The organism is Halobacillus sp. ABD4_316 (genome assembly GCF_056161385.1).
The window spans coordinates 230614-254762 of the sequence record NZ_JBSWZA010000001.1 but is presented as its reverse complement, the minus strand read 5'-3'; the positions used below and the strand labels follow the sequence as shown (position 1 = coordinate 254762).

General features: G+C 46.8%; 23 protein-coding genes. 7 read left to right on the top strand and 16 right to left on the bottom strand.

The annotated features are described in order from the left end of the window. Nucleotides 1–42: 42 nt before the first annotated feature. Nucleotides 43–738: a YkyA family protein gene (locus tag ACXAJH_RS01470; protein WP_474971532.1), complete on the bottom strand. Its 696-nt coding sequence runs from the start codon at nucleotides 736–738 to the stop codon at nucleotides 43–45. A gap of 155 nt (nucleotides 739–893) precedes the next feature. Between ACXAJH_RS01470 and def the strand changes: the two genes are divergently transcribed. Then, the gene (def, locus tag ACXAJH_RS01465) at nucleotides 894–1448 is read left to right on the top strand and encodes a peptide deformylase (RefSeq protein WP_027954051.1); all 555 of its coding nucleotides are present in this window, start codon (nucleotides 894–896) and stop codon (nucleotides 1446–1448) included. A 40-nt stretch (nucleotides 1449–1488) separates the two neighbouring features. Here def and ACXAJH_RS01460 read toward each other — a convergent pair whose 3' ends face one another. Further along, nucleotides 1489–2265, bottom strand: a complete 777-nt coding sequence (locus ACXAJH_RS01460; protein WP_474968373.1) for a Cof-type HAD-IIB family hydrolase — start codon at nucleotides 2263–2265, stop codon at nucleotides 1489–1491. Between the two features lie 437 nt (nucleotides 2266–2702). On the opposite strand from ACXAJH_RS01460, the gene ACXAJH_RS01455 reads away from it, so the two are divergent. Together ACXAJH_RS01455 and rnjA are read left to right on the top strand one after the other, a co-directional pair. Further along, a complete protein-coding gene (locus ACXAJH_RS01455) occupies nucleotides 2703–2912 on the top strand; it encodes a DNA-dependent RNA polymerase subunit epsilon (RefSeq protein ID WP_474968372.1) in 210 nt (69 codons plus the stop codon). Nucleotides 2913–2915: 3 nt separating this feature from the next. Continuing rightward, a complete protein-coding gene (gene rnjA, locus ACXAJH_RS01450) occupies nucleotides 2916–4583 on the top strand; it encodes a ribonuclease J1 (protein WP_027954048.1) in 1668 nt (555 codons plus the stop codon). Between the two features lie 46 nt (nucleotides 4584–4629). Here the strand turns inward: rnjA and ACXAJH_RS01445 are convergent, their stop codons facing one another. The 4 genes from ACXAJH_RS01445 to ACXAJH_RS01430 form a co-directional block, all read right to left on the bottom strand. Continuing rightward, entirely contained in the window at nucleotides 4630–6351 is a 1722-nt protein-coding gene (locus ACXAJH_RS01445; protein WP_474968371.1) for a pyruvate oxidase, read from the bottom strand. Between the two features lie 111 nt (nucleotides 6352–6462). After that, nucleotides 6463–6732, bottom strand: coding sequence for a hypothetical protein (locus tag ACXAJH_RS01440; protein WP_474968370.1), 270 nt, complete (start codon nucleotides 6730–6732; stop codon nucleotides 6463–6465). Next, entirely contained in the window at nucleotides 6732–7271 is a 540-nt protein-coding gene (locus tag ACXAJH_RS01435) for a hypothetical protein (RefSeq protein WP_474968369.1), read from the bottom strand. The genes ACXAJH_RS01440 and ACXAJH_RS01435 overlap by 1 nt, the downstream gene beginning before the upstream one ends. Before the next feature lie 66 nt (nucleotides 7272–7337). Beyond that, nucleotides 7338–8009, bottom strand: a complete 672-nt coding sequence (locus ACXAJH_RS01430) for a BMQ_0737 family morphogenetic spore coat protein (RefSeq protein ID WP_474992916.1) — start codon at nucleotides 8007–8009, stop codon at nucleotides 7338–7340. A 325-nt stretch (nucleotides 8010–8334) separates the two neighbouring features. On the opposite strand from ACXAJH_RS01430, the gene ACXAJH_RS01425 reads away from it, so the two are divergent. The 3 genes from ACXAJH_RS01425 to ACXAJH_RS01415 all read left to right on the top strand — a co-directional run bounded on the left by ACXAJH_RS01425 (nucleotide 8335) and on the right by ACXAJH_RS01415 (nucleotide 10028). Beyond that, nucleotides 8335–9420 carry a hypothetical protein gene (locus ACXAJH_RS01425; protein ID WP_474992914.1) on the top strand — a complete coding sequence of 362 codons (1086 nt, stop codon included), beginning with the start codon at nucleotides 8335–8337 and terminating at the stop codon, nucleotides 9418–9420. Then, entirely contained in the window at nucleotides 9420–9821 is a 402-nt protein-coding gene (locus ACXAJH_RS01420) for a M67 family metallopeptidase (RefSeq protein WP_474968366.1), read from the top strand. Before ACXAJH_RS01425 ends, ACXAJH_RS01420 begins: the two co-directional genes overlap by 1 nt. Nucleotides 9822–9884: 63 nt before the next feature. After that, entirely contained in the window at nucleotides 9885–10028 is a 144-nt protein-coding gene (locus ACXAJH_RS01415; RefSeq protein WP_156896443.1) for a hypothetical protein, read from the top strand. 107 nt (nucleotides 10029–10135) lie between these two features. Here ACXAJH_RS01415 and ACXAJH_RS01410 read toward each other — a convergent pair whose 3' ends face one another. The 5 genes from ACXAJH_RS01410 to ACXAJH_RS01390 all read right to left on the bottom strand — a co-directional run bounded on the left by ACXAJH_RS01410 (nucleotide 10136) and on the right by ACXAJH_RS01390 (nucleotide 17342). Beyond that, complete coding sequence (locus ACXAJH_RS01410) at nucleotides 10136–10801, bottom strand: potassium channel family protein (RefSeq protein ID WP_160835446.1); 666 nt, start codon at nucleotides 10799–10801, stop codon at nucleotides 10136–10138. 333 nt (nucleotides 10802–11134) lie between these two features. Next, the gene (locus ACXAJH_RS01405; RefSeq protein WP_474992912.1) at nucleotides 11135–12148 is read right to left on the bottom strand and encodes a cytochrome d ubiquinol oxidase subunit II; all 1014 of its coding nucleotides are present in this window, start codon (nucleotides 12146–12148) and stop codon (nucleotides 11135–11137) included. Beyond that, nucleotides 12145–13506: a cytochrome ubiquinol oxidase subunit I gene (locus ACXAJH_RS01400; protein ID WP_474968364.1), complete on the bottom strand. Its 1362-nt coding sequence runs from the start codon at nucleotides 13504–13506 to the stop codon at nucleotides 12145–12147. Before ACXAJH_RS01400 ends, ACXAJH_RS01405 begins: the two co-directional genes overlap by 4 nt. Before the next feature lie 247 nt (nucleotides 13507–13753). Then, nucleotides 13754–15565 carry an ABC transporter ATP-binding protein gene (locus tag ACXAJH_RS01395; RefSeq protein ID WP_474968363.1) on the bottom strand — a complete coding sequence of 604 codons (1812 nt, stop codon included), beginning with the start codon at nucleotides 15563–15565 and terminating at the stop codon, nucleotides 13754–13756. Nucleotides 15566–15584: 19 nt separating this feature from the next. Continuing rightward, complete coding sequence (locus tag ACXAJH_RS01390; RefSeq protein ID WP_474971539.1) at nucleotides 15585–17342, bottom strand: ABC transporter ATP-binding protein; 1758 nt, start codon at nucleotides 17340–17342, stop codon at nucleotides 15585–15587. Between the two features lie 390 nt (nucleotides 17343–17732). Here ACXAJH_RS01390 and ACXAJH_RS01385 point away from each other — a divergent pair, with 390 nt between their 5' ends. Continuing rightward, nucleotides 17733–18575 carry a mechanosensitive ion channel family protein gene (locus tag ACXAJH_RS01385; RefSeq protein WP_474968361.1) on the top strand — a complete coding sequence of 281 codons (843 nt, stop codon included), beginning with the start codon at nucleotides 17733–17735 and terminating at the stop codon, nucleotides 18573–18575. Nucleotides 18576–18612: 37 nt separating this feature from the next. Here the strand turns inward: ACXAJH_RS01385 and ACXAJH_RS01380 are convergent, their stop codons facing one another. The 5 genes from ACXAJH_RS01380 to cbpB form a co-directional block, all read right to left on the bottom strand. Continuing rightward, a complete protein-coding gene (locus ACXAJH_RS01380; RefSeq protein WP_474968360.1) occupies nucleotides 18613–19902 on the bottom strand; it encodes a hemolysin family protein in 1290 nt (429 codons plus the stop codon). A 157-nt stretch (nucleotides 19903–20059) separates the two neighbouring features. Then, nucleotides 20060–21175 carry an N-acetyldiaminopimelate deacetylase gene (locus ACXAJH_RS01375; protein ID WP_474971540.1) on the bottom strand — a complete coding sequence of 372 codons (1116 nt, stop codon included), beginning with the start codon at nucleotides 21173–21175 and terminating at the stop codon, nucleotides 20060–20062. A 99-nt stretch (nucleotides 21176–21274) separates the two neighbouring features. Next, complete coding sequence (gene dapD, locus ACXAJH_RS01370; RefSeq protein WP_474992910.1) at nucleotides 21275–21994, bottom strand: 2,3,4,5-tetrahydropyridine-2,6-dicarboxylate N-acetyltransferase; 720 nt, start codon at nucleotides 21992–21994, stop codon at nucleotides 21275–21277. 64 nt (nucleotides 21995–22058) lie between these two features. Continuing rightward, nucleotides 22059–23528, bottom strand: coding sequence for an MDR family MFS transporter (locus tag ACXAJH_RS01365; protein WP_474992908.1), 1470 nt, complete (start codon nucleotides 23526–23528; stop codon nucleotides 22059–22061). A gap of 76 nt (nucleotides 23529–23604) precedes the next feature. Continuing rightward, entirely contained in the window at nucleotides 23605–24069 is a 465-nt protein-coding gene (gene cbpB / locus ACXAJH_RS01360; RefSeq protein ID WP_027954032.1) for a cyclic-di-AMP-binding protein CbpB, read from the bottom strand. Between the last annotated feature and the right edge of the window lie 80 nt (nucleotides 24070–24149).

The following is a 24149-nucleotide window of genomic DNA, read 5'->3' as shown; positions in this document are numbered from 1 at the left end:
CAACAAAAGACCCGCTTGCGTATGTAAGCGGGTCCTTTGTTGTTAAGAAGCTTCTTCCTCTGTTGTGTCCTCTTCAGATTCTTCATAGGTCACATCGAGTTCCATCATTTCATAAAGCTCTTTCTTCAATGTATTGTATTCATCTGTATACTGGTTGAACGCTTCGTTCTTTTCTATAACCGTATTGTAGCTTTCATTAATCTTCTCAACTTGAGATTTCAAGTCCTCTTCCTTCAGGTCTTCCTTCTGCGTCATTTCATACAATTCGGCATCAAGCGTGAGTGCCTCATCATAGGCGCTGTATAACTCCTCATATGTACGGTACCGTTTCTCCATGACATCTATAAGCTCCTGCGCTTTTTCCTGAGCTTCCTGATTCTCCTCGCCTAGATCTTCTACAGGAGATTTAATCTCATCAAATTCAGCTTTAGCTGCATCGATGCTTTCTTTTTCGAGCTCCAGCTTATTCCGTCGCTCTTCCACAATGCCGGCGGCTTCTTCTGATTTTTCTTTGATTTGATCAAACTGATCCATATTCAAGGCAATGATTTCGTCATAAAGCTTTTGTTCCTGCTCTTCCAGTTCAACCATCGGCTCCTGCTGTTCACGGAACGTTTCTTCCTGTGAAACGGCTTCTTCCAAATGCTCGTAAATTTGTTCTTCCGGCGCTTGATTGGAACAGCCTGTCATAACTAAGGCCGCTGCGGCAAGCGCTCCGATCATCGTATGTAATCGCACAACATTTCCCCCTCGTAATCCCTGACACATTATTGTAAACTAAGCATATCTACAATAGTATAATAATTGGCAGGAATTGAAAAGTACCGAATTCATTCACCTGTCCTGTCAATGGAAATACAGAGGAAGATATAAGCTTGAAAGGATGTTGTTTCATGATCACAATGGACGATATTGTCCGCGAGGGTCACCCCGCATTAAGGACAGTAACGGAAGAAGTACCCCTCCCTCCTTCTGAAGAGGATAAGAAAACATTGGAGGAAATGGTTCAATACTTAAAAAACAGCCAGGATGAACAGGTGTGCAGCCGCTACGGCCTGCGTCCCGGTGTCGGCCTTGCAGCACCTCAGATCAATGTGAACAAACGGATGCTGGCCGTACATTTTACAGATATGAAAGATAAACTATACAGTTACGGTCTGTTCAACCCCCGTATAGTCAGCCACTCAGTGGAACGTACGTATCTATCCACTGGAGAAGGTTGTCTTTCGGTCGACCGTGAAGTGCCCGGATATGTCCCAAGGTACCGGAGAATCACAGTAAAAGCGACAGATTTGGAAGGGAATGATGTGAAACTGCGGCTGAAGGATTACGCAGCCATTGTCTTCCAACACGAAATCGATCACCTTCATGGAGTGATGTTCTACGATCACATCGACCAGGAGCAGCCGTTCAAAGAACCGGAAAACGCCACACCCGCCGATCGTTAATAAAAGAGCGCCGTCTGATCATTCAGCGGCGCTCTTTTCATTATTTTAATAAGCCAAGTTCATATATCGCGTGGGAAAGGCCATCCTCTCCAACATCAACCGTAACAAAATCGCTCACAGCCTTCGTTTCGGACACGGCATTCCCCATAGCTACACCGGTGCCGACCTCCCGGATCATTTCAATATCATTCAATCCATCACCAAAGGCAAAAGTGTCCTCCATCTTAAGGCCGGCGGCTTCTACGAGTTTCTTGATCCCCTCTGCCTTTGACCCTCCACGGGGAAGCACATCACAGGACACCGGGTGCCAGCGGATATAATCGAAGGCCGGAAAGGCTTCCCTGTACTCTTCAATTTCATCGCCTTCACAAAAAATCAGGGACTGATAAATGTTTCTTCCTTTATAAAAAGACGCATCTTCATCCGGATGATCAATGTATAATGTTCCGAGGCTGGAAGAAATATCTTCATGATCCGGAGTGGAGGCCCTCATCTCCTCATGGTTCATGAACACCATCGGATGATTATTCGATTCTGCATGAGCATGGAGCTTTTCAAGATCAGGTCCTGAGAGGGGGTTCGTGTAGACTTCCTCCCCTTCAAAAACAACATACTGACCGTTGAAGCTGATATAGGAATCGATTCCAAGTTCTTCTCTCAGCTCTTCGTACATAAAAGGAGCACGTCCGGTGGCAATGGCACAGTAAACGCCTTGATCCTTCAGATCCTGAACCGCTTTTTTCGTCTTCTCCGGAAGCTTTTTATCGTGGTCAAGCAGTGTTCCATCAATATCAAAAAAGGCAATTTTCTTATCCATAAGCGTTCCTCCTGCATATTCAAATTCTTTCATTTCTGCGCTCTTATCATAGCATGTCCTGCTCTTTGGCTATACTGTAGCATGAGTGGATAGGTTTGAGAAGAAAAACACACCATAATGACAAAATATAAAATGTAAATGTTTCATTCTTTCACAAACCGTATTATACTAGAGATAACAGGGATTGGGCGGTTTAACGTTTTTGGCGTTTTCTTCATCAACATAAAGGGGATGGATGCAAATGATGAAGCGTCTGAGAAGAAAGCTTAGAAAACGTTGGAAAAATTTTATGAAGCGGAAGACATACGCGTAAATCATTGTTTCAGGTGTACGGCCACCTGCGCATACAAGAATCATTACCATACACGCTGGAATCGTGCTATGATGATGAGAGGACAAGAATGTGGAAATTATATCTAGTTAGGAGCGATAACGTAATGATATTCAAAGTATTGTATCAGGGACTTGATACTGAAGTTCCTGTCCGCGAACGTACAGACAGCATGTACCTCGAAGCGGAAACCGAAAGACAAGTACGTGAAAAATTAAAAAATGCAGGATTTAATATCGAATATATCCAGGTGCTTGATGAGGATCACCTGGCATATGAGCAGCAATCCGAAGATTTCAGGCTGGAGCAGTTTTAACCGATGAAATTTGTGAAAAATGACCAGACCGCCGTGTTTGCCCTTGGAGGCCTCGGTGAAATCGGTAAAAACACATACGGCGTACAATTCCAAGACGAAATCATCCTCATTGATGCAGGGATTAAGTTCCCGGAAGACGAACTGCTCGGTATCGACTATGTCATTCCGGATTATACTTATCTCGTGCAGAACCAAGATAAAATCAAAGGTCTGTTTATCACGCACGGTCACGAAGATCACATCGGTGGTATTCCCTACCTTCTGCGTGAACTCAATATTCCAATCTATGCAGGGAAGCTTGCCATCGGCTTAATCCGTAATAAACTGGATGAGCACGGCCTGCTGCGCAGTGCGAAATTAAACACGATTCAGGAAGAAGACGTGATTAAATTCCGCAAAACGTCCGTATCCTTTTTCCGGACGACACACAGCATTCCTGATTCTTATGGAATCGTTGTAAAAACACCACCAGGCAACGTCGTTCACACGGGTGACTTCAAGTTTGATTTCACTCCTGTAGGTGAACCGGCCAACCTTGCTAAAATGGCTGAAATCGGTAAAGAAGGCGTTCTTGCCCTCCTTTCCGACAGTACCAATAGTGAGGTTCCTGGTTTCACTAAATCAGAACGTGTTGTGGGACAAAGCATCCATGACATCTTCACGCGTATGGACGGCCGTTTAATTTTTGCGACCTTCGCGTCGAACATCCACCGCCTTCAACAGGTCGTGGAAGCCGCTATTAAACATGGCCGTAAAGTTGCCGTATTCGGCCGCAGTATGGAATCTTCCATCCGTATCGGTCAGGAACTTGGATATATCCGTGCCCCTAAGGATACATTCATTGATGCCCAGCAGATCAATCGTCTGCCGGCAAACGAAGTCGTCATCCTTTGTACCGGATCCCAAGGTGAACCAATGGCCGCCCTGTCAAGAATCGCCAACGGCACCCACCGTCAGATTCAAATTCAACCAGGCGACACCGTTGTGTTCTCTTCTTCCCCAATCCCTGGAAACACAATTAGTGTCAGCCGTACCATAAACAAGCTGTATCGTGCAGGTGCCGATGTTATTCACGGACCACTGAATGATATCCATACATCCGGACACGGCAGTCAGGAAGAAATGAAGCTCATGCTCCGCCTTATGCAGCCGAAGTTCTTTATGCCGATTCACGGTGAATACCGCATGCTGAAAGAACATGTGAAATTGAGTCTGGACTGCGACGTTCAGGAAGAGAACTGCTTCGTTATGGATAACGGTGATGTGCTTGCCCTAGGCAAGGAAGAAGCCTCTGTGGCAGGAAAGATCCCATCCGGGTCTGTTTATGTAGACGGAAGCGGAATCGGTGATATTGGTAATATCGTTCTTCGGGACCGACGCATCCTTTCTGAAGAAGGTCTTGTCATCGTTGTAGTCAGTATCAACATGAAGGAATTTAAGATTGCTTCCGGTCCTGACATCATTTCCCGTGGATTTGTCTACATGAGAGAATCCGAGGACTTGATCAAAGAAGCCCAGCAGCTCGTCAGCTCCCACGTTGAAAAAGTGATGGAGCGCCGTACGACTCAATGGTCTGAAATTAAAAATGAAATTACAGATACCATCGCGCCGTTCCTGTTTGAAAAAACAAAACGCCGTCCGATGATTCTTCCAATCATTATGGAAGTGTAATGAAAAAGCCCGCTGTCTCTCGACAGCGGGCTTTTTTGATGTGGTATTATAATAAACGTTGAATGGATTTCTTGAGGTCAGGAAGGTCCAGCGTTCCGGATTCAAAGAATTCCTTCACGATATACTTCGAATAATTCACCGCCGATGTGTAATCGATTTTCCCTGGAAGCGGAGCCTGGTCTTCAATGACTACATCAATCAGAACCGGTTTATCTGAGAGGAATGCCTGCTTCATTTTGGTCCCAAGTTCTTCATAGGATTCAATGCGGTAGCCTTCTGCTCCGCACGCTTCAGCAAATTTGGCAAAGTCCACTTCACCAAGGTTTGTTGCATAATTCAAGTGTCCCATCTGTTCCTGCTCATACTTAATCATCCCGATTTTACTGTTATTCAGAACAACCATTTTAATCGGCAGGTCGTATTTAACAGCGGTGACGAAATCATGCATGACCATGGAGAACCCTCCGTCTCCGGATACTCCGACCACCTGCTTCTCCGGATGAGCTTTCTGCGCTGCTATGGCACCAGGGAGTCCACTCCCCATTGTTCCAAGCCAGCCGGAAATGAGGAATTTCTGGTTGACGAGATGAAGGAAGCGTGTGAGCCATACGGTAACGTTCCCAACATCTCCGGAAACGACTGCCCCCGGCTTCAAATGTTTTTCCAATTCATACATTACTTGTGGAGCATGTAGAGGATCCTCTTCCCTTCTCTTTTCCTCCTGTACAGCAATACGCCAATCCTTCATCTTTTCCTGGTAGTAAGACAGAAAGCTGCGTTCTTCCACTGGTTCCATCACATCGGTCAGCGCCTGCAGTGTTTCCCGGCTGTCCCCGGCAAGACCTGTTGTAATCGGATAATGCTTGCCAAGGTGAGCGGGCTCCCGATCAATCTGAATCGCATTCACTTGTTCCGGGAGAAAGTCACGATAAGGAAACTGGGTGCCGACTAAAATGAGAAGGTCGGTTTCCTTCATCGCATGGTACGCCGGTTTGGTACCAATTTGACCGTGCTGGCCCAGACAATACGGATGATTATCGGGAATGATCCCTTTTCCGAGCAGGCTCATAATGATCGGCGCTTTAATGGTTTCGGCGAAGGCAATCAGTTCACTGGCTGAAGACTTCGTCCCCTGTCCTGCCAGAATCAACGGTTTTTCGGACTTCTCAATCAACTTCCTTGCCTCATTTAAATGTTCCTGACGAGGGAAAATTTCCGGTTTGAAAAATTCACCGGATGTCCGTCTCGTGTTATCGCTCTGCTTTTTAGCGAATAAATCATCCGGGACAATCAATACAGACACGCCTTTATTGGCATAAGCTTCCTTTACTGCCTGGTCCAGCAGATCCGGGAGCTGCTCTTCCGTTTCCGCACGTTGATTAAAAACCGATACATCATCAAACATGCGCTCCAGATTAATTTCCTGAAATGCTCCGGTTCCAATTTCCTCGCTGTGTACCTGCCCCACGATAGCAAGGACAGGCGCACCATCAGCCTTCGCATCATAAAGTCCATTTAATAGATGGATGGCTCCCGGACCGGCTATCCCCATCGTCACACCAAGTTTTCCGGTAAGCTTCGCATATGCGGCTGCAGACAGAGCACCTGTCTCTTCGTGGCGGACCTGAAGAAATTCGATCTCGTCCTTCCTTTTTCTCAAATCATCAATCAATTCATTTATAGAATCACCAGGCATGCCGTATACATGATCCACACCCCAGTCGATCAACTGCTGTGTCAGTAATGCTCCTGTACGTTTTTCAAACATATGCTTCATCCTTTCAACTTGCTGAATTTCTCGTCTATCCTTTGTATTTCCTTATCGCTCATTCAGTAAACAAAAAAAGAACGGGGATTCCGTCCCGTTCTTAAGATTCTTTCATTCTTCCCCCTCATCTAAAAGGGCCACAATCTCTTCGAGCTGTACCAGTACATCCCCCATCCACTGTTCCACCTCATCGATAAGAGGAGACTTTTCCAGCTCTCCCCCCTGCTCCTGTTTTTGCATCAGGTATAGGAAAAGCAGCTTCAAGGAGTCCTCCTCCAGAAAAACAAAACTATGGTCATCTGTCCGCTTGGCACTCTTTTTCTGTTTTAATTTTTCAACAAGCCAATGCTTTATAAATTGCTGGACATTTTCTTCCGCCATCAATCTCCCTCCCCTTTCACACCACTTGCACTCATCTGGTTCAAGGAGGGTACACCGGATTCCCACCCTTTTCCATACGCAAATCCCTGCATAATGGAAGCATAGGATTTCTCCGGTTTCCATTTCAGCTGAAAATTTGCGAAGGTCAGGGACCCTCCAGGTTCAATCATGTTCTGCTCCAGGGGTTTTAACCAGAATTCGTTCTTCGCCTGTTCTTCATCCATCCGAAGCCAGGCACCTGCTGCCTTCATTTTTGCGACTTGAGCTTTATGTATATATTTTCCTGAGAATTGAAATGGGGAATCCTCTGACATCTTAAGGCAGATGTAAGGGTCATGCATCACCTGGTGACCCAGGTTACGGATATGAAAACTTGCGATCATCATACTTTCCTGATCGGAATCATGGGAAACGTGGATGGAATACGTAAAAAAACAGATAACAGCCCTGTGCTGTCCTGCCTTCAATGCGGTGACTTTTTTACGGATGTCCTTGATGCGGGCCTCCTGCTGTTTTTTCAACTGCAACAACCGTTCCATATCATGCCACCTCCAAAAAAAATACAAGAGAAGAAGGGATTCCTCTCTTGTATTTATGCAGCTGGTTTACGCATTATCACCATCGTCAGCCGTTGGGAACAATACCGGACATTGTGGCGGCAGTGTTGGTGCCGGGCAAGGTGGGATTGGAAGCAGATCACGCGGCTCACAGAACTCAGCAATAAGCTCAAGCGTTACTGGATATGTGGATTGGATGCTTTGGCAGAGACGCACGGATACCGTGATGTCATCAAGGGAATCTCCAGCTGTTCCATTTTCTTCACACGTGAAGTTACAAACAAAACAGTCAAGGTCTGTATAAGTAACCTCCACGTCTGTTCCTTCCGGCGCACACAATAGTACCTGCTCACAGCGGACAAAGTCAGCTTCTCCTACTTCTACAACTGCTCCACCATTTTCTGCTGTCAATTCTACAGCGATGGTTACCGTAAAGTATTTACGGATGTTCACAAGCTGAAGCGTCAACAGCGTTCCGTCAACGACAAGCTCCTGATCGACGCGTCCGACGATTTCAATCGGATCGTCTTCACGCGGCTCTACTGTACAGATGACTTCTTCAATGTCATCACACTCAAGCTGTTCTCCTGAGGGACCGACGGGAAGCTCAAAGTCTCCGATTGTTAGATCAAACGAAGCCTCATTGATTACCCAGTCATAAACTTTTGTTGTGTTGATACATAGGAGCTCCTGGCCCCCATTAAGATTTTTTGCTTGCATGGTTAGCAAACACCTCCGAATAAGATTTTTCTTTCATTCGTAGCATATGTCTGGAAAAAAGCTTGGGTCTAGTACATTCGCTGATGTTTGGTGGGATTTTACAATTTTGTGCGAACACCTATATTACATGCAGGAGACCTCATATGGTGTCTGTCCAGCCCAAAGGAAATGTTCCACACATAACATCCCAAAGGTGGGCATAGGCTGATATGTAAAAAGAGCCGTTTCACAACCGTGGGCAGGTGTCTTAAAAACACCTCAGCGATGTGTCACGGATCAGGAACGAATCAATACTATAATACTGTGCTGGTAAGGGTGATGAATGATGGGACAGTTCAGCCATACAGGCCCGGACCATGTGGAGCTCCTAAAATGGAACATCAACCTTTTTAAGGAGATGGTCCAATCTCTGGAAAATGGTGACTGGACGGTGGAGGATGGGTACAGGGGAAAAGATCCGCTTCATTATAAGTTATTGTTAGAAGGAGTTATCAACAAAATGGAAGAATTCAACCAGCAGCTTGAGCTGCGAACGAATCAGCTCACAGCTCAAGTTCAGCAACTGAGTGAGCATGTTCATCTATTGAAAGATGATGTGGAAGACATCAAGGAAAAGCTTGACCGCCTGCAATTGAAAGATTTAATTCAGAAAATGAATGTGATTATTGAACAGCAGGACGATCGTGAACAGGAACAAGTGCAGCAATCTGAGAATGACCGGTTAAAAAGTGAAATTGATCAGTTAAAAGCGGAAATGAAAGCGCAGAAGATGCAGGAATACACCGAACAGAAGACGACGGCGAAAGAGCAGGCAGGACCTAAAGTTTCAGAGTATCGGAGACTGAAGACGATGCTGCATTCCTCGCCCATGTATCCAGCCCAGAGACAGGACTATTACCCTCCCCAGCAGCCTTATCCATATTCCAGCCCTGCCTCCTACTATCCACCACAACCGGGCCAGTATCAGCAAAACTACCCAACCGCACAAGAGTCGACCCGGAGAGGACAGAAACGGTCGTCCCGCCACCCGTTTATAGAACCTGTCAAAAATACCATCTTAAAGTCAACTTCAAAAAAAAACGATAAAGAACCCGCCCAGACCGTGAGTTCCCACACTCCGCCGGCGGTAACTACAATTCAGAAAGAGCCTGAAAATAAAAAAGCGCTGGTTCAAACCATCGCTCATACCATCGCGGCCATTCCAGCAGAGGAATCAACTCTCCCTGAACAACAGGCCTCCAAGGGGATGAAACGCACCTCCCCTGTCTCCATCGAAAAGGCTAAAATCACGCAGAGGCATAAGCCGGAAATCGTCTCTCCTCGGTCAGAACCGTTATTGGAGAAGGAGACCCCTGCTAAAAAACGGGAATTCTCTTCGATCTTTTCCATCTTTCAGAAGTGGAACGGATAATGGTGAGGATTGATCAGAGGTTATATGAGCAAATGGTCGATCACGGGTATACCTGCCTGCCGAATGAAGCCTGCGGACTGATCTCGGGTCACGGTGAAAAGGTTGAGCAAATCTGGCCGCTTGTGAACGAACGCCCTTCCCCCCGCCGTTTTTTTGTCAGTAAGACCATCGTTTCTTCCACCCTTGAAGCCATTGAACAATCAGGGCAGCAGGTGCTGGCCGTTTATCATACCCATCCGGGAACAGCACCCGTGCCCTCCTCTTATGATCTTCAAAGTCACCAGGACAGCACGGTGAAAATGGTGATCATCTCCTACAAATTCCATTCTCCACGCTCCGCCTGCTACTCCATATGGGACGGCCGCTATGTAAAGCACCCATTTCATATCGGGGAGCGTTAAGCGCCCTTCCCTTTTTCCATAGTGTGCTTATACTACAGTATCAAGGTGTAAGGAGAGGTGGCTATGAAAGAAAAAAGAAGAAAAAGACTGGTTAAGGTCAACCGGACCATGAAACAAACCCCAACCCCAATCGTTATTGAAACGACGAAAAATAAAGTCGAGCGTCCTGTTAAACGAGGGGGCTGCTGTTTAAAAAGGAAAAGCTGATTGAATCTCGCCTCCGAATGAGACCAATGAGCGGCATGTCCTTATTATTATTTATAAACACTTATAATAAAGGCCCCGGATTCCATATAGGAACCGGGGCTTCTGGTTTAGTCCTCAACAACAAGATTTTTTTCAAAGCGGCTGATATCTTTGTCTGCACCAATGACGATCAGGACATCACTTTCCCTGATTTCCTCCGTAGCCATCGGGGAGACAATCACATCCTTCTCCCGCTTAATGGCAACGACGTTACACCCATATTCCGCACGGATATCGAGGTCCACCAATGTCTGTCCGCCCATTTTACTGCCGGCTTTCACCTCGACAACGCTGTGGTCATCGGAAAGCTCGATGTAATCCAGAATATTATTGGAAATTATATTATGAGCAATCCTTTTCCCCATATCTCTTTCCGGGTGGACGACTTGATCGGCACCGATTTTGTTCAGGATCTTTTCGTGGTAATCATTCTGGGCTTTGACCGTAATCATTTTGATGCCCATTTCTTTTAGAATCAAAGTAGTCAGCATGCTGGCCTGTATATTGTCACCTATGGCAACAATGACATGGTCAATGTTGCGGAATCCAAGTTCTTTCAGGGCATTTTCATCCGTCGAATCTGCAATGACGGCATGAGACGCGATATCCCTGTATTCATTGACTTTATCCTCATCAAGGTCAAGCGCCAGTACTTCCATTCCTTCACGGCTTAATTCGCGGCATATACTGCCCCCGAATCGTCCAAGACCAATGACGGCAAATTCTTTCTTCATCTTTCCCGACCCCCATCTATCACGTAAAAAATCTATGCTTATTCTATCACACAATTGTGTTCCTCACATAAAAAAAGTAGAAACCACTTGTTCTTCCACTGCCTAAAGAAGCTCCTACCATTCAGACGGGACCGGGGAAAGGCGGGGTATTCATAAGAAACAGGTTCTTTACCACTATTGTCTTGCAGAGCAAAAAGGGAAGAACGTCTGTCAAACAGAGGTTCTTCCCTTTTATCGATATCTATTTGGTCAGGCTGGTATCCGCCAATAAGCGATCCGTGACCTTACATGATGAAGGTGTATTTCTTCAGTAAGCGTAGAGAAGGAGCTCTGCTACTTTTTCCCCTTCACATAATCTGCATCAAACAAGAACATGCGCATGAGGAGAATCAGCGATGGAATCAGCAGGAAAAGACCTGCAATAAAGACAATGACAAGCGCCACAGCCATCGATTCATTCGTCACCGCATTGGAAATCGTCACGTACGGATAAAGCAGATACGGAAGATGAGACGCTCCATACCCAAAGAAAGCTACGAAGAACTGAAGCATGACGGCAATAAAGGCCCATCCGTAAAACCTTTCTGTATAGACGAGGAACAATGCAGTTATAAAGAACCCTACAGAAATTCCGAACACCCACCACAAGTCAATCGCCCGTTGAAAATGCTCTGGATTCTGCTGACTCAAAGCAATAAATGTCGTGAGGCTGGCAATGATGGTCGGAGAGCTCCAGAACAGGGCATACTTCCTGACAATTTCAAGTGCCGGGCGGTCTCCTGCACGATGGGCATAATACGTTAAAAACATCGCGCTGATGTAAAGAACGGAAACGATGGCGAGAAAAACGACACTCCATGAATAAGGGCTTGAGAACAGTTCTCCGAAAAGAAGCTGCACACCATTTTCCGTTTCTTCAATAAAGCCTCCCTCTGAAATCGTCAGAGCGGTGGATAAAGAGGCCGGAATGAGCAGCCCTGTCGCTCCGTAAAGGAACATGTAGAGGGAGTTGTCTTTGGATCCATAGTTTTCAAACGCATAAAAGGATCCCCGTATAGCAAGGAGAACAATCGCAATACTTCCCGGAATCAACAGGGACTGCCCAAAATAATACGCCATATCCGGGAAGAATCCGACAAGACCGACGAAGAAAAAGACGAAGAAAACATTCGTCACTTCCCATACCGGAGAGAGGTACCGGGAGATCAGCTGATTAATCAAATGATCCTTTTTCGTCATTCTTGCATAATAGGCAAAAAAGCCAGCACCAAAATCTACAGATGCGACGATCAAATATCCGTAAAGGAACAACCAGAGGACGGATATCCCGATGATTTCATAGCTCATGACTGTCCCTCCCTGCTGGCTGCGGCTGTATTCGGAAAGCGGTGCTCCAGTTCAAGCTCGGCAGGCTTGCCTTTGAATATTTTGCGTAACGTAAGCAGACATCCAACACCGAGCACAAGGTAGACGGCAGCAAACAGCGCAAACATCCAGCCGATGTACGGAGATGTCGTCGAACCTTCCGCAACAGTCATAAAGCCTCTCAAAATCCACGGCTGTCTTCCGACTTCGGCATAAATCCAGCCAAACTCAATCGCGAGCATCGTCAAAGGACCAGCCGCTGCTACTCCCCACAAGAGAATAGGATGGAACGGGTTTCCTTTCTTCCATTTCCAGAGCACAAGGAACAGCAGGGAAATCCCCAGGGTGTAAAAGCCGATCGATACCATCAGATCGAACATATAGTGGATCCATAAGGGAGGCCGCTCGTTCTCAGGTGTTTCCTCGAGCCCTTCCACTTCTGCATTAAAATCGCCGTGAGCGAGGAAACTTAAAGCATTGGGAATCCTGATCGCGTTTTCGACTTCATTGTTCTCATTCAGCGTACCGAATACAACAAGGTCAGCGCCTTCTTCGGATTCAAAGTGCCATTCCCCGGCAGCGAGCTTCTCGGGTTGATGCTCAGCCAGAAACTTCGCCGATAAATCACCGGCAAGCGCTGTAAGCATAGCAAAGATAAAAGTGGCAGTCATTGTAAGTTTTAATGCTTTTTTGTGATAGAGGGATCCTTTTTTTATCAAAATGATGAAAGCAGCAATCCCTGCAAGCACCGCTGCAGCGGTTAAATAAGAGGAAGATATGACGTGAAAGACCTTCGTCGGTGTCGCAGGATTGAACATCGCAGCAAGTGGATCCACCGATGTAAAACGGCCCTCTTCCAGCTCAAAACCCTGGGGCGTGTTCATAAACGAATTCACCGTTGTAATAAAGAAGGCGGACATCGTGCCTCCAATGACCACAGGAATGGATAACAGCCAGTGGTAGATCGGCTTCTTGAACCGGTCCCACGTATATAAGTAGATCCCTAGGAAAATCGCCTCAAAGAAGAAGGCGAAGGTTTCCATGAATAACGGCAGAGCAATCACGTTCCCCGCAAGCCTCATGAAGCTCGGCCAGATGAGTGACAGCTGCAGACCGATCGCCGTCCCTGTCACAACTCCGACAGCGACCGTAATCGTATACCCTCTCGTCCAGCGCCTGGCGAGCAGAGTGTAATGCGGATCCTTCCGCTTGATTCCGATGAATTCCGCAATGGACACGAGGACGGGGACCCCGACTCCCAGTGTTGCGAAAATGGCGTGAAATAGTAATGTCATCGCAGTGAGCGCACGACTCACTTCGACGGTTTCGAATCCAAACATCTTAATTCGTTCCCTCCTACCCAGGAATAATCTCAAAATCTGTTCTGGGATTAGTATAAAACGTAAAACACCGTTGTGGTATTCAAGATGATGACTATTTTGTGACAAACTTCACAAAGTCTTTTCGATTCTTATCGTACCGCACACCATCCGTCCTGTCGACCTATCTGCCTGTTCCCCTCCTCCGTTCTTTTCTAACGTTGTTCAAAAGAAAAAACCCTGTAGAATTTTTCTACAGGGTGATTTATTATATGGCATCCAGCATTTGGAACTGGGCTTTTACAAGTTCATAATATTCACCGTGCTGATCCATAAGTTCATCATGAGATCCCTGCTCAAGAATCTTTCCATGCTCGAGCACGAAAATGTTGTCGGCTTCACGTATCGTTGATAAGCGGTGGGCGATCATAATGGCTGTTCTCCCTTTCAGGAGCTTCTTCAAAGCCTGTTGAATCTTCAATTCGGTTTCTGTATCTATACTCGCTGTTGCTTCATCCAGAATGAGAATTCTCGGATTGGCAAGCAGGGCCCGGGCAAAGGAGAGAAGCTGCCGTTCTCCGGCTGAAAGAATATTCCCCCGCTCCTCTACTTCGGTTTCGTAGCCGTTGTTCAAGCGCTGGATAAAACCATCCGCTCCTACCACTTCTGCCGCTTCTTTCACCTCTTCATCCGTAGCACCCGGACGCCCGAAGCGGATATTTTCCATAATCGTTCCCGAAAAAATGAACGTGTCCTGAAGAACGACACTGATCTGCTGTCTGATACTATCAATGGAAGCATCCTTCAAATCCACCCCATCGATTTTGACGGCACCTTTGGTTGGGTCGTAAAAACGGCTGATCAAGTTGGCAATCGTAGATTTCCCTGATCCCGTATGTCCAACAAGGGCCACCGTTTCTCCTTGTTTCATCTCAAGGTTGATATCATGAAGAGCTATCCGCTTGGAATCGTAGGCAAACTGAACATGGTCGAATTCGATGTGACCTTTCATATCCTTCAGTTCCACGGCATTTTTCTTCTCCTCGACATTTGGTTCTTCATCCAGGAATTCAAAGATCCGTTCAGAGGCTGCCATCGCCATAAGAAGCTGGTTGTACATCATCCCCAGTCTGGATATAGGTTCCCAGAACATCCCAAGGAAGAAGGCGAACGATACAAACGTTCCGACCTGGATATCTCCCTGAAGAATCAACCAGGCCCCAAATGAAACGAGGATGACTGTACCGATGGCATTGCTCATTTCGACAAACGGACGAAACATCGCGCTTTTTTTCGTCGCTTCCTTCCATGCGAGAAAGTTATCCGTGTTCACCCCGTCAAAGTATTCGGTATTTTCCTTCTCCTGTGTAAAGGACTGGGTAATCCGAATGCCCTGCAGACTTTCATTCAAGTGGGAATTCAGCCTGGACTGCTGGATTCGTACCTGCTGCCAGGAGCGTCGGATATTCCGGCGCAGCTTCGTGGAAATATAGAACATCAGCGGCATGATCACGAGAATCGCCAGGGCAAGCTTCGGATCGAGTGCCAGCAGAATAGCGATGATCCCAGTTAAGAGAACAATATCCATCAGAAGGTTGATGATCCCGTTTGTAAACAGTTCCTGAAGCGAGTTGATATCATTCATAATCCGCACGAGAATGGAACCGGCAGATCTTGAATCAAAAAACTTGTGCGACAGCCTTTGGACATGGGAAAACAAATGCTGTCGGAGATCATAAATCACGTTCTGCCCCAGAATGTTGACATACTTAATCCTCAAGGCGTTGGCGATGTAGCTGAGAACATACAAGCCTGCAATTCCCAGCACCAGCTGGATCAATAAACCGTTGTCTCTTTCTGCAATCGCAGTATCAATAGCCACCTTACCAATTAAAATCGGTACAATCAGCCGGACGAGCGTGGAAATCAGCATGGAAATAATGGATACAGGCAGAAGTTTTTTTGTATACGGCTTGATGTACGTAAGCAGACGCCACATCTGTGCCCAGTTAAAAGGCTTCTCAATGGCCTGATCCTGTGAATATTTGAAACGGTTTAAGTGTTTATTTTTTCCTGCCATAGAATGTCCCTCCTTCCTTTCATCGATGGGAAGCTGTATTTAGAATCTTTTCTTTGTCCTGGTATTGAATATCGTAAATGCGTTGATACGGTCCTCCATTGCTCAACAGCTCTTCATGCACCCCGCGTTCTTTCACGCTTCCATCTTCGAGAACGATGATTTCATCGGCGTGCTTCAACGAGGAAATGCGGTGGGCAATGATGAATGTCGTACGGCCTTTCATGACTTCCTGTAGAGCTTTTTGGATGTTGAACTCGGTTTCCATATCCACAGCTGAGGTCGCATCATCCAAAATGAGGACAGCAGGGTCAATAAGAATCGCACGGGCAATCGCAATCCGCTGCTTTTGTCCGCCGGATAATCCCATGCCCCTCTCTCCAAGGAGCGTATCATAGCCTTCGGACAACTCCATGATAAACTCATGAGCCTGGGCTCTTTTGGCTGCATCAATCACATCATCCATAGTCGCATCTGGATTACCATAGGCGATATTTTCCTTGATCGAAGTCGAGAATAAAAACGATTCCTGGAGCACGAAGCCTATATTCTTCCGGAGGGTTCTCAATCCATAATCCGAAACCGGCCGGCCGTCGACAAGCACCTCCCCTTTTTCCGGTTCATAAAAACGGGTAATCAGCTGGGTGATACTCGTCTTGCCTGACCCTGTAGCTCCGATTAACCCGATCGTTTTCCCAGGTGGGGCATCAAAGCTGATCTCCTTTAGTGCTGAGTCATCATCCTCCACATACGTCAGTGTGACATCCTTGAAGGTGACATGGCCTTTCAGTCGTTCCTGATGGATGGCATCCTCCTTTTCGGTAATCTCTTCCGGAGCTTCTAATATCTCAAGCAGCCGCTCGCCGGATGCTTTGGCCTGTGAAAACTGGTTGATGACAAACCCCAGATTCATCAATGGACCGAGGATATACCATACAAAGCTGAAAAAGGCCACCAGCTCTCCAAGCTGGAGCGAGCCATTGATGACAAGATACCCGCCATAGGCCAGCAGTGCCACAACCGACACGTTTCCGATAAACTCCATCAGCGGAAAATAACGCGACCATATGTTGGAGGTGTCGATATACTTCGTCCTGTAGTCATTGCTGCGGTTGGAGAAACGACCGATTTCAAAATCCTCTCTGGAAAGAGATTTTACCGTGTTCATTCCACTGATATTTTCCTGTACTCTTGTATTCAATTTACCGAATGATTTCCGGATTTTACGAAAAGCCGGGTGCACACGGCGGTCAAACCGGTAGACGACTATCCCAAGAAACGGCATTGCAGCCATCGTGACCAGTGCCAGAGGAACGGAATAGTAAAACATGACAATCAAGCTGATCACAATCAACAGGACAATCCGGAGCAGTTCTGAAAAGCCAAAGGATAAAAAGAACCGGAAGCCTTCCACATCCGCTGTCAAACGGGACATCAGATCCCCCGTTTTCGCGTTGTCATAGTAACGGAAAGGCAGACGCTGCAGTTTCTTGTAAATTTCATCCCTGAGTGTGTAAACCGAACGTATGCCGAAATAATCTCCATAATACTGGTTGAAATATGTAGCGATTCCTTTAACAATCATAAGTCCGATAAAAGCAGCACATAAATAGGGAATTAAGCTGTACTGCTCCCCTGATACGGCATCGTCAATCGTTTTCTGCAGGACAATCGGATAAACCACGGTAATAGCTGTAACAAAAAGCAGGGCGAACATGGACCATAAAAAATAACTTTTAAACGGCCAGTAAAACTGTTTCAACTTTTTGAACGTATCCAAATCATGACCTCCTTCGCTGTCAACGTATTTATAAATATATCGGGTATCGAAATAAATTGCCACCCATTTGAAATAATTTTTAAAATTTTCTGTTAAGACCTTTCCCGCTTTACCGCAGGATCTCAGCAAATGGCTCCTGGGTTCCCTTCCCCGGCTTTTGGATCTTGTCCAGCCTGAACAGCTCACGCCTGCCTATGTCTTTCCATTATATGCACAAGATTAGGGTGTCCCTATACGCCTCTTGGCAAATAGAAAGAAATGTAAAAAACGCAAGCGGATATGCGAAGTTTTATGCGTATTTTCGACAAATCATTGAAATCATCCCTTACGTTCCGCTATTCTATTAGAGAGGTCAGTACAAGGACATAAAGAAAGGAGCTCCATGCAGCTATGAATTTATTTGAAGAAGGAATGCAATTTAACCTCTCAGAGCTTGTCGAACTGCTCATTCAAGTCGGCTTGAAAGTGCTCGTACTCCTGATCGGTTATGCTATTGCAAAACCACTCGGCCGTAAAGCCATCGAATCGGCCATCAACCGCTTAAGTACCCAGAGGAAACTCTCCGAAGGACGGAATAAAACGTTACAGAAACTTTCTGTTAACCTCTTTTCCTATGCTCTTATTTTCATCCTCGTCATGATGCTCTTCAGTGCTGTCGGCATTGAAATCGGCCCTCTCCTTGCCGGTGCAGGAATCGTTGGTCTTGCGATCGGTTTCGGAGCCCAGGGTCTTGTGTCAGACATTGTCACCGGCTTTTTCATCCTGCTTGAACGTCAAGTGGAAGTGGATGATTACGTAACCGCCGGCGGTTATGACGGAATTGTCGAGGAAGTAGGCATCCGCACAACCCGCATCCGGAGCTTTGATGGAACGTTGAACTTCATTCCAAACCGCAACATTTCAGGTGTAGCCAACCACTCCCGCGGCAACATGCGTGCCCTTGTGGACATTGGCATCGGGTATGATGAGAACATTGACGAAGCAATGGCTGTCCTGCAGAAAGTGGCTCAGGACTTCCAAGAGGATGAACGCTTCAAAGAAGGTCCGGACGTCCTTGGTGTCCAAAGCCTCGGATCATCCGATATCGTCATCCGTATTCTTGGTAAGACGGAAAACATGGAACAGTGGGCCGTGGAACGCGACTTGAGAAAAGCGATGAAAGAAGCGCTTGATGCTGCAGGCATTGAAATTCCGTTCCCTCATCAAGTCTACGTTCATAAAAACGAAGAATAACAGAAAAACGCCCGGATGATTTTATCCGGGCGTTTTCTCATTCTTCCACTTTCCATATTTCCACTTTTTTTATCTGCCCTTTCACCATATCGACAACCTTAAAGGAATAGCCGCTGCTCACGACAACTGTCCCTTCTTCAGCCTCATAGTCCTGCGTATAAATCCAGCCGGATATTGTATCAATGTCCTCATGGTGAAGATGTACCTGGAAGTACTCATTAATATCCTGAACCGCTGTTTTCCCCTCGACGAGGTAGTGGCCGTTTTTCAAGCGTTTGATGTCCCGTTCCTCTTCTGCATCGAATTCATCCCTGATTTCCCCGACGATCTCTTCCAGGATATCCTCGACCGTCACGATACCGGCCGTCCCGCCATACTCATCAATCAGAACAGCCATATGGTTGTGCTCCTTCTGCATTTTCACCAACAGGTCATGAATGGGCACATTTTCGAACACTTTCATCACAGGCCTCATGAAAGGCCGGAGGGATGTATGATGTTCTGCATCATCAAACAGCAGCTCTTTCATATGGATGATTCCGATCACTTCATCCTTATTCCCATCTATAACAGGATAACGGGTAAAACGATTCTGCTTCACTTCACGTATGATGTTGGACACCGGCTGATGGACATTGATCACAGCCATTTCTGTCCGGGGGATCATAATCTCCTTGGCTGTACGGTTATCAAATTCAAATATCCGGTCGACATACGTATATTCTGAACGGTTGATTTCGCCTTTTTGATAGCTTTGGGATAATATATGGCGCAGTTCTTCTTCAGAATGAGCCTCTTCAGATTCATTCGCTGTATGAAATCCCATCATCCGTACAAAGATATTGGCAGCGCCGTTCAACAGCCAGATCAGCGGGTACATGACCTTGCTGTAGAGCATTAAAGGCCTGGATAAGACCAGCGTGAGCGCTTCTGCTTTTTGGATGGCTACTGTCTTCGGAGCGAGTTCCCCGAGTACGACATGAAGAAATGTGATGACGAAAAACGCAATCGCAAAGGAGAGCGTGTGGGTAACTCCTTCAGGAAGCGGAAAACGATCAAACAAAGGCCGGAGCAGGACATCCAGTGTCGGTTCGCCCAGCCACCCTAAACCGAGGGCTGTGATCGTGATTCCGAGCTGACACGCCGATAGATAGTAATCCAGGTCATTCAACACTTTCAAGGCGTTGCCCGCCCGTTTATCCCCATCGGAGGCAGCCGACTCAATCCGTGTTTTTCTCACTTTTACGATTGCAAATTCACTCGCTACAAAGAAAGCTGTCAAAATGATTAAAACCGCTACTGCAGATAACTTCAACACCGATTCCATTTCAGCCGATCCCCTCCACTATAGAAAAAGAGGAGTCGTCCCTCCTCTTTTTCCATCATTGCTTATGTGAACTTCTCCTACACATGTTTTACCATTACTGACGTATTCTAAACACCTTTCTCTAGTGTTCACATAAGCGGGGAAGCTATACGCCTGCTTACAAAGAACGAAGCGTTTGTTCGACAGTGTCAACGCCTACAACCAGCGCTTCCTCTTTCGGCATTAAAGAAGATTGATGCAGACCTGCCTCCGAGTCCACCCCAAGCCAGAACATAAAACCCGGAATCTCTTTCAACATGTATCCGAAATCTTCCCCTGTCATGGCCATAGGGGCTTCTTTGAACGTATAGGAAAGATTATTCATCACCTTTTGAAAAGCTTCCACCTGCTCCTTGTCGTTATACACCTGATGATAAGTGGAGCCGTAATCTATGGAAATGCTGCAGTCGTGGGCAATTTCAAACCCGCGCGCGATTTTTTCGATTTCTTCTTTCACAAGCTTCATGGATGCTGGAGAAAGAGTGCGGATCGTTCCTTCAAGCCTTGCTGTTTCTGCGATGATATTCTGTACAGTGCCGGCCTCGATTTTCCCTACGGTAATGACGGCACTGTCGAGCGGATCCATCCGGCGGGCCACAATCTGCTGGATGTGTGTAACAAACGTACTTGCCGCCACACCCATATCATGCGTCAGGTGAGGAAAGGCGGCATGCCCTCCTACCCCCTTGAAATCGATGAAAAGTTCACTCGTGTTGGCAAACAACAGGCCCGGACGCGAAGTCACTGTCCCGACAGGAAGGTCAGGAGCTACATGCAGCGCAAAAATAATATCCGGCTTCATTCGTTTCATTGGCTCAGAGGCCAGCATCGGCTCGGCTCCGCCCGGGCCTTCTTCCGCCGGCTGGAAGAGAAATACAATGTCGTCTTCTGCTGGCTGTTCAGCCAGCCGGGTCAATGCACCGAGGGCAATGGTCATATGAAAATCGTGCCCACACGCATGCATACGCCCTTCATGGATCGATGAAAACGGATAACCGGTGGTTTCTGTCAAAGGCAGGCCGTCGATATCTGCGCGGTACCCGATCGTCCGCTTCCCTTCTGTCCCTTTCACATAGACGAATACACCGGTCCTCCACGTTTCTACCGTTAACCTTTCCTGAGGCAGTGTATCAATATAGGAAAGTAAATAGGTCTGTGTTTTAAATTCTTCAAATCCCAATTCAGGGATTTGATGCAGTTCCCTGCGGATGTCTATCAGTTGATCCAGTTGCAAAACACTCACTCCTTCTATAGAAAAACCCTGCAGACCGCAGGGTATCAGACAGGCGCAGCCCACTTTGGACTACGCCTGTATAAAGCTTATGAAGTGGAATTAGTTATCCAGCTTACGCAGCTCCTGTTTGATTTCTGTTTTTGATTTTGTCTGGTCATCAATTTCCTTGATCACTTTAGCCGGGGTTCCCGCCACGAGTGTGTTTGCCGGTACATCTTCAGTTACAATCGCTCCAGCTGCTACAACGGCACCTTCTCCTACTGTGACACCTTCAAGGACGACCGCATTGGCACCAATGACAACGCCGTCTTCTACTACAACCGGTTGGGCAGAAGGCGGCTCGATGACTCCCGCGAGAACGGCCCCTGCACCGATGTGGCAGTTCTTACCGACCGTCGCGCGGCCGCCGAGAACGACGTTCATATCAATCATTGTGCCTTCTCCGACTACGGATCCGATATTGATCATCGCTCCCAGCATGATCACCGCTCCATCACCGATTTCCACTTGATCACGGATCACAGCACCCGGCTCGATCCGCGCATTGACTTTCTTCAGGTCAAGCAGCGGAATGGCAGAGTTGCGGCGGTCATTTTCAAGGACATAATCCTCAATGTCATTTTCATACTGTTCAAGAAGTGGCTGAATGACTTTCCATTCTCCGAAAATGACACCTGTTTTTCCAGTAATGAAGTCCTGGATCTGGTCACCAAACTCAAGGCTTTCCAGATTGTTACCTTTAAGATAAACCTTTACAGGTGTAGATTTTTCACTGTTTGAGATAAAAGAAATAATCTCGTTGGCATCCATTTGTTTCATCAGTCATTTCTTCCTCCTTTATGTATCTTTCATCCTTTACTTTATCAAAGGATGTCCGGGGTTATCAATCTTTTTTCGGAATTTGCAGAATCAGTAGAAAACTTACGGCCGCTAAAAGGACCAGACTGATGTATACGATATGAAGTCCCGAGGTCAGTCCATGCTGCAGTACGGCAAGAGCTTCTTCACCTAAAGACAGCCGTGTTTCTTCCCGGAGCAGGGCGTTCGTATCGTTAATGCTCAATTTACTGCCCATGCCGGCCTCCTCAATCGCATCAGATACGCGGCTGTTCAGCAGACCGCCGAGAAGGGCTGCTCCAAGCGCACTTCCGATCGTCCTCATAAACATGTTGGAAGCCGTCGCGATCCCTCTTTTCTCCCAAGTTACACTATTTTGAATGGAGACGATAAAAGAAGTGGTCGTCAATCCCATCCCGATTCCAATGAACAAAGAACCAGCTGCTGCGAATAAAGGTCCTTTCTCAGGAGAAAGCAAGGAAAAGAGAATGCTTCCCACTATAAGAGAAACACCGCCGGCGAGAGCTGTAGGTCTGAAACCGATCTTCAAAAACAACCGTCCGGCAGCTGCTGATGCCGCCGGCCAGCCAATCGACATTGTCGTAAGGGTAAATCCTGCCACTGTAGCGGACTGCTCCATCACGCCCTGGACAAAAGCCGGAAGGTAACTGCTCACCCCGATCAAAATCATACCTGTAATCAGAGACGTGGCATTGGAGTAACGGATGGACCGGATCTGCCACAAGTCGAGCGGCATCATCGGGTCCTCCATCTTTCTTTCATGAATAACAAAAGCCAGGGCCCCTCCTGTGGAAATCACACCCAGTGCAGCCATCCCCCACGAAAGCCACGGGATGCTTGTCCCGCCCTCAACCAAAATGACAATCAAGGAACTGATCGTAATCATCACCCATACGGAACCGGGCAGGTCTACGCTCCGTTTTTCTTTCGTTTTCTCTTCCTTAAAGAAGAATAAAATGCCCAGCAGAGCCAGCATACCGAGAGGCAGGTTCATCCAGAAGACATAAGGCCAGCTGAGCACATCGACGAACAATCCGCCGAGCAGCGGTCCTGCGACTGCAGATATGCCCCACACACTGGACAGCCATCCTTGGATCCGGGCCCGTTCTTCTTTTGTATAGATATCTCCGACGATGGTGGTTGCTATCGGCATCAAAGCCCCTGCACCAAGTCCCTGTATCAGCCTTGCCCCAATCAGGACTTCCATTGAAGGCGCGAGCGCACATAAAACCGCTCCGGTTAAAAACAGACCGATGCCGGTCATAAACACAGGTTTCCGACCAAAAACATCAGAGAGACGGCCGAAGAGCAGAACGGTGGCCGCATTCGTCAAAAGATAAGCGGAGAACACCCATGAATACCATCGGAAACCGCCGAGGTCTGCAGCGATACTCGGCATGGCTGTTGAAACGATGGTAGCTTCAATAGCCGCCAGAAACATCGCCAGCATAATCGAAGCGAGGACCAGTCCTCTATTTTGTTGTGTATTCGACATATGTATCTCCACCTTTTTCGTTATAAAAAAAAGATGACACCCGGTGGATGTCATCCATTTTACCATAGATGGAAGATTATGTTGTCTCCAGCATGGTATACTTCAACGTTTCATGATAGTGTTTGCTGAATTGTTTTAATATCGTTCTACGGGTCACAATACCGTCGAATTCGCCTTTGTCGTCTGTTACACATACAAAAGGATGATCGATCAGTTTGTGAAGCGCATCAATCATCGTCTGCTCCTTGGTGAGGCATGGGACTTGATCATCCATGACTTCCTTAACCATAATTTCAGAAAGACGGTTCATCTCGAATTCTTCTATACCAATCGTTTCCTCTAAAATTCTCGTTTTGCTGATCACACCTTGAAATGTATAGGATGGGTCCAGTACAGGAACAGCGGAATACCCGGATTTCACTAATACGAGCAGGGCATGCTCCAACGGGTTGCTGATTTGTACGTGGGCCACTTTCTCAGATGGAATCATCAGCTCAGATACTAATGGAATACGCAGTGTTTCTTTTTGTAAACTTACCATGTTCTACTTCACTCCTCTTTTTTTCACAAACATTGAAGGAGCAGAAAGAGACGTTCATTGGACCATAAACAGTTTATCAT

Bases quoted from the DNA above. Each gene is read 5' to 3' on its own strand.
- ACXAJH_RS01380 (WP_474968360.1), bottom strand. From the start codon at position 19,902: ATGGAATCGGTGTTGAAGTTATCTGCAGTAGCGGTTTTAATCATTTTG.
- ACXAJH_RS01410 (WP_160835446.1), bottom strand. From the start codon at position 10,801: ATGAAGAAAGAATTTGCCGTCATTGGTCTTGGACGATTCGGGGGCAGT.
- ACXAJH_RS01385 (WP_474968361.1), top strand. From the start codon at position 17,733: ATGAATTTATTTGAAGAAGGAATGCAATTTAACCTCTCAGAGCTTGTC.
- ACXAJH_RS01460 (WP_474968373.1), bottom strand. From the start codon at position 2,265: ATGGATAAGAAAATTGCCTTTTTTGATATTGATGGAACACTGCTTGAC.
- ACXAJH_RS01365 (WP_474992908.1), bottom strand. From the start codon at position 23,528: ATGTCGAATACACAACAAAATAGAGGACTGGTCCTCGCTTCGATTATG.
- ACXAJH_RS01395 (WP_474968363.1), bottom strand. From the start codon at position 15,565: ATGGCAGGAAAAAATAAACACTTAAACCGTTTCAAATATTCACAGGAT.
- ACXAJH_RS01430 (WP_474992916.1), bottom strand. From the start codon at position 8,009: ATGCAAGCAAAAAATCTTAATGGGGGCCAGGAGCTCCTATGTATCAAC.
- ACXAJH_RS01440 (WP_474968370.1), bottom strand. From the start codon at position 6,732: ATGGCGGAAGAAAATGTCCAGCAATTTATAAAGCATTGGCTTGTTGAA.
- ACXAJH_RS01445 (WP_474968371.1), bottom strand. From the start codon at position 6,351: ATGTTTGAAAAACGTACAGGAGCATTACTGACACAGCAGTTGATCGAC.
- ACXAJH_RS01420 (WP_474968366.1), top strand. From the start codon at position 9,420: ATGGTGAGGATTGATCAGAGGTTATATGAGCAAATGGTCGATCACGGG.
- rnjA (WP_027954048.1), top strand. From the start codon at position 2,916: ATGAAATTTGTGAAAAATGACCAGACCGCCGTGTTTGCCCTTGGAGGC.
- ACXAJH_RS01435 (WP_474968369.1), bottom strand. From the start codon at position 7,271: ATGGAACGGTTGTTGCAGTTGAAAAAACAGCAGGAGGCCCGCATCAAG.
- def (WP_027954051.1), top strand. From the start codon at position 894: ATGATCACAATGGACGATATTGTCCGCGAGGGTCACCCCGCATTAAGG.
- ACXAJH_RS01405 (WP_474992912.1), bottom strand. From the start codon at position 12,148: ATGAGCTATGAAATCATCGGGATATCCGTCCTCTGGTTGTTCCTTTAC.
- dapD (WP_474992910.1), bottom strand. From the start codon at position 21,994: ATGAAACAAATGGATGCCAACGAGATTATTTCTTTTATCTCAAACAGT.
- ACXAJH_RS01415 (WP_156896443.1), top strand. From the start codon at position 9,885: ATGAAAGAAAAAAGAAGAAAAAGACTGGTTAAGGTCAACCGGACCATG.
- cbpB (WP_027954032.1), bottom strand. From the start codon at position 24,069: ATGGTAAGTTTACAAAAAGAAACACTGCGTATTCCATTAGTATCTGAG.
- ACXAJH_RS01425 (WP_474992914.1), top strand. From the start codon at position 8,335: ATGGGACAGTTCAGCCATACAGGCCCGGACCATGTGGAGCTCCTAAAA.
- ACXAJH_RS01455 (WP_474968372.1), top strand. From the start codon at position 2,703: ATGATATTCAAAGTATTGTATCAGGGACTTGATACTGAAGTTCCTGTC.
- ACXAJH_RS01400 (WP_474968364.1), bottom strand. From the start codon at position 13,506: ATGTTTGGATTCGAAACCGTCGAAGTGAGTCGTGCGCTCACTGCGATG.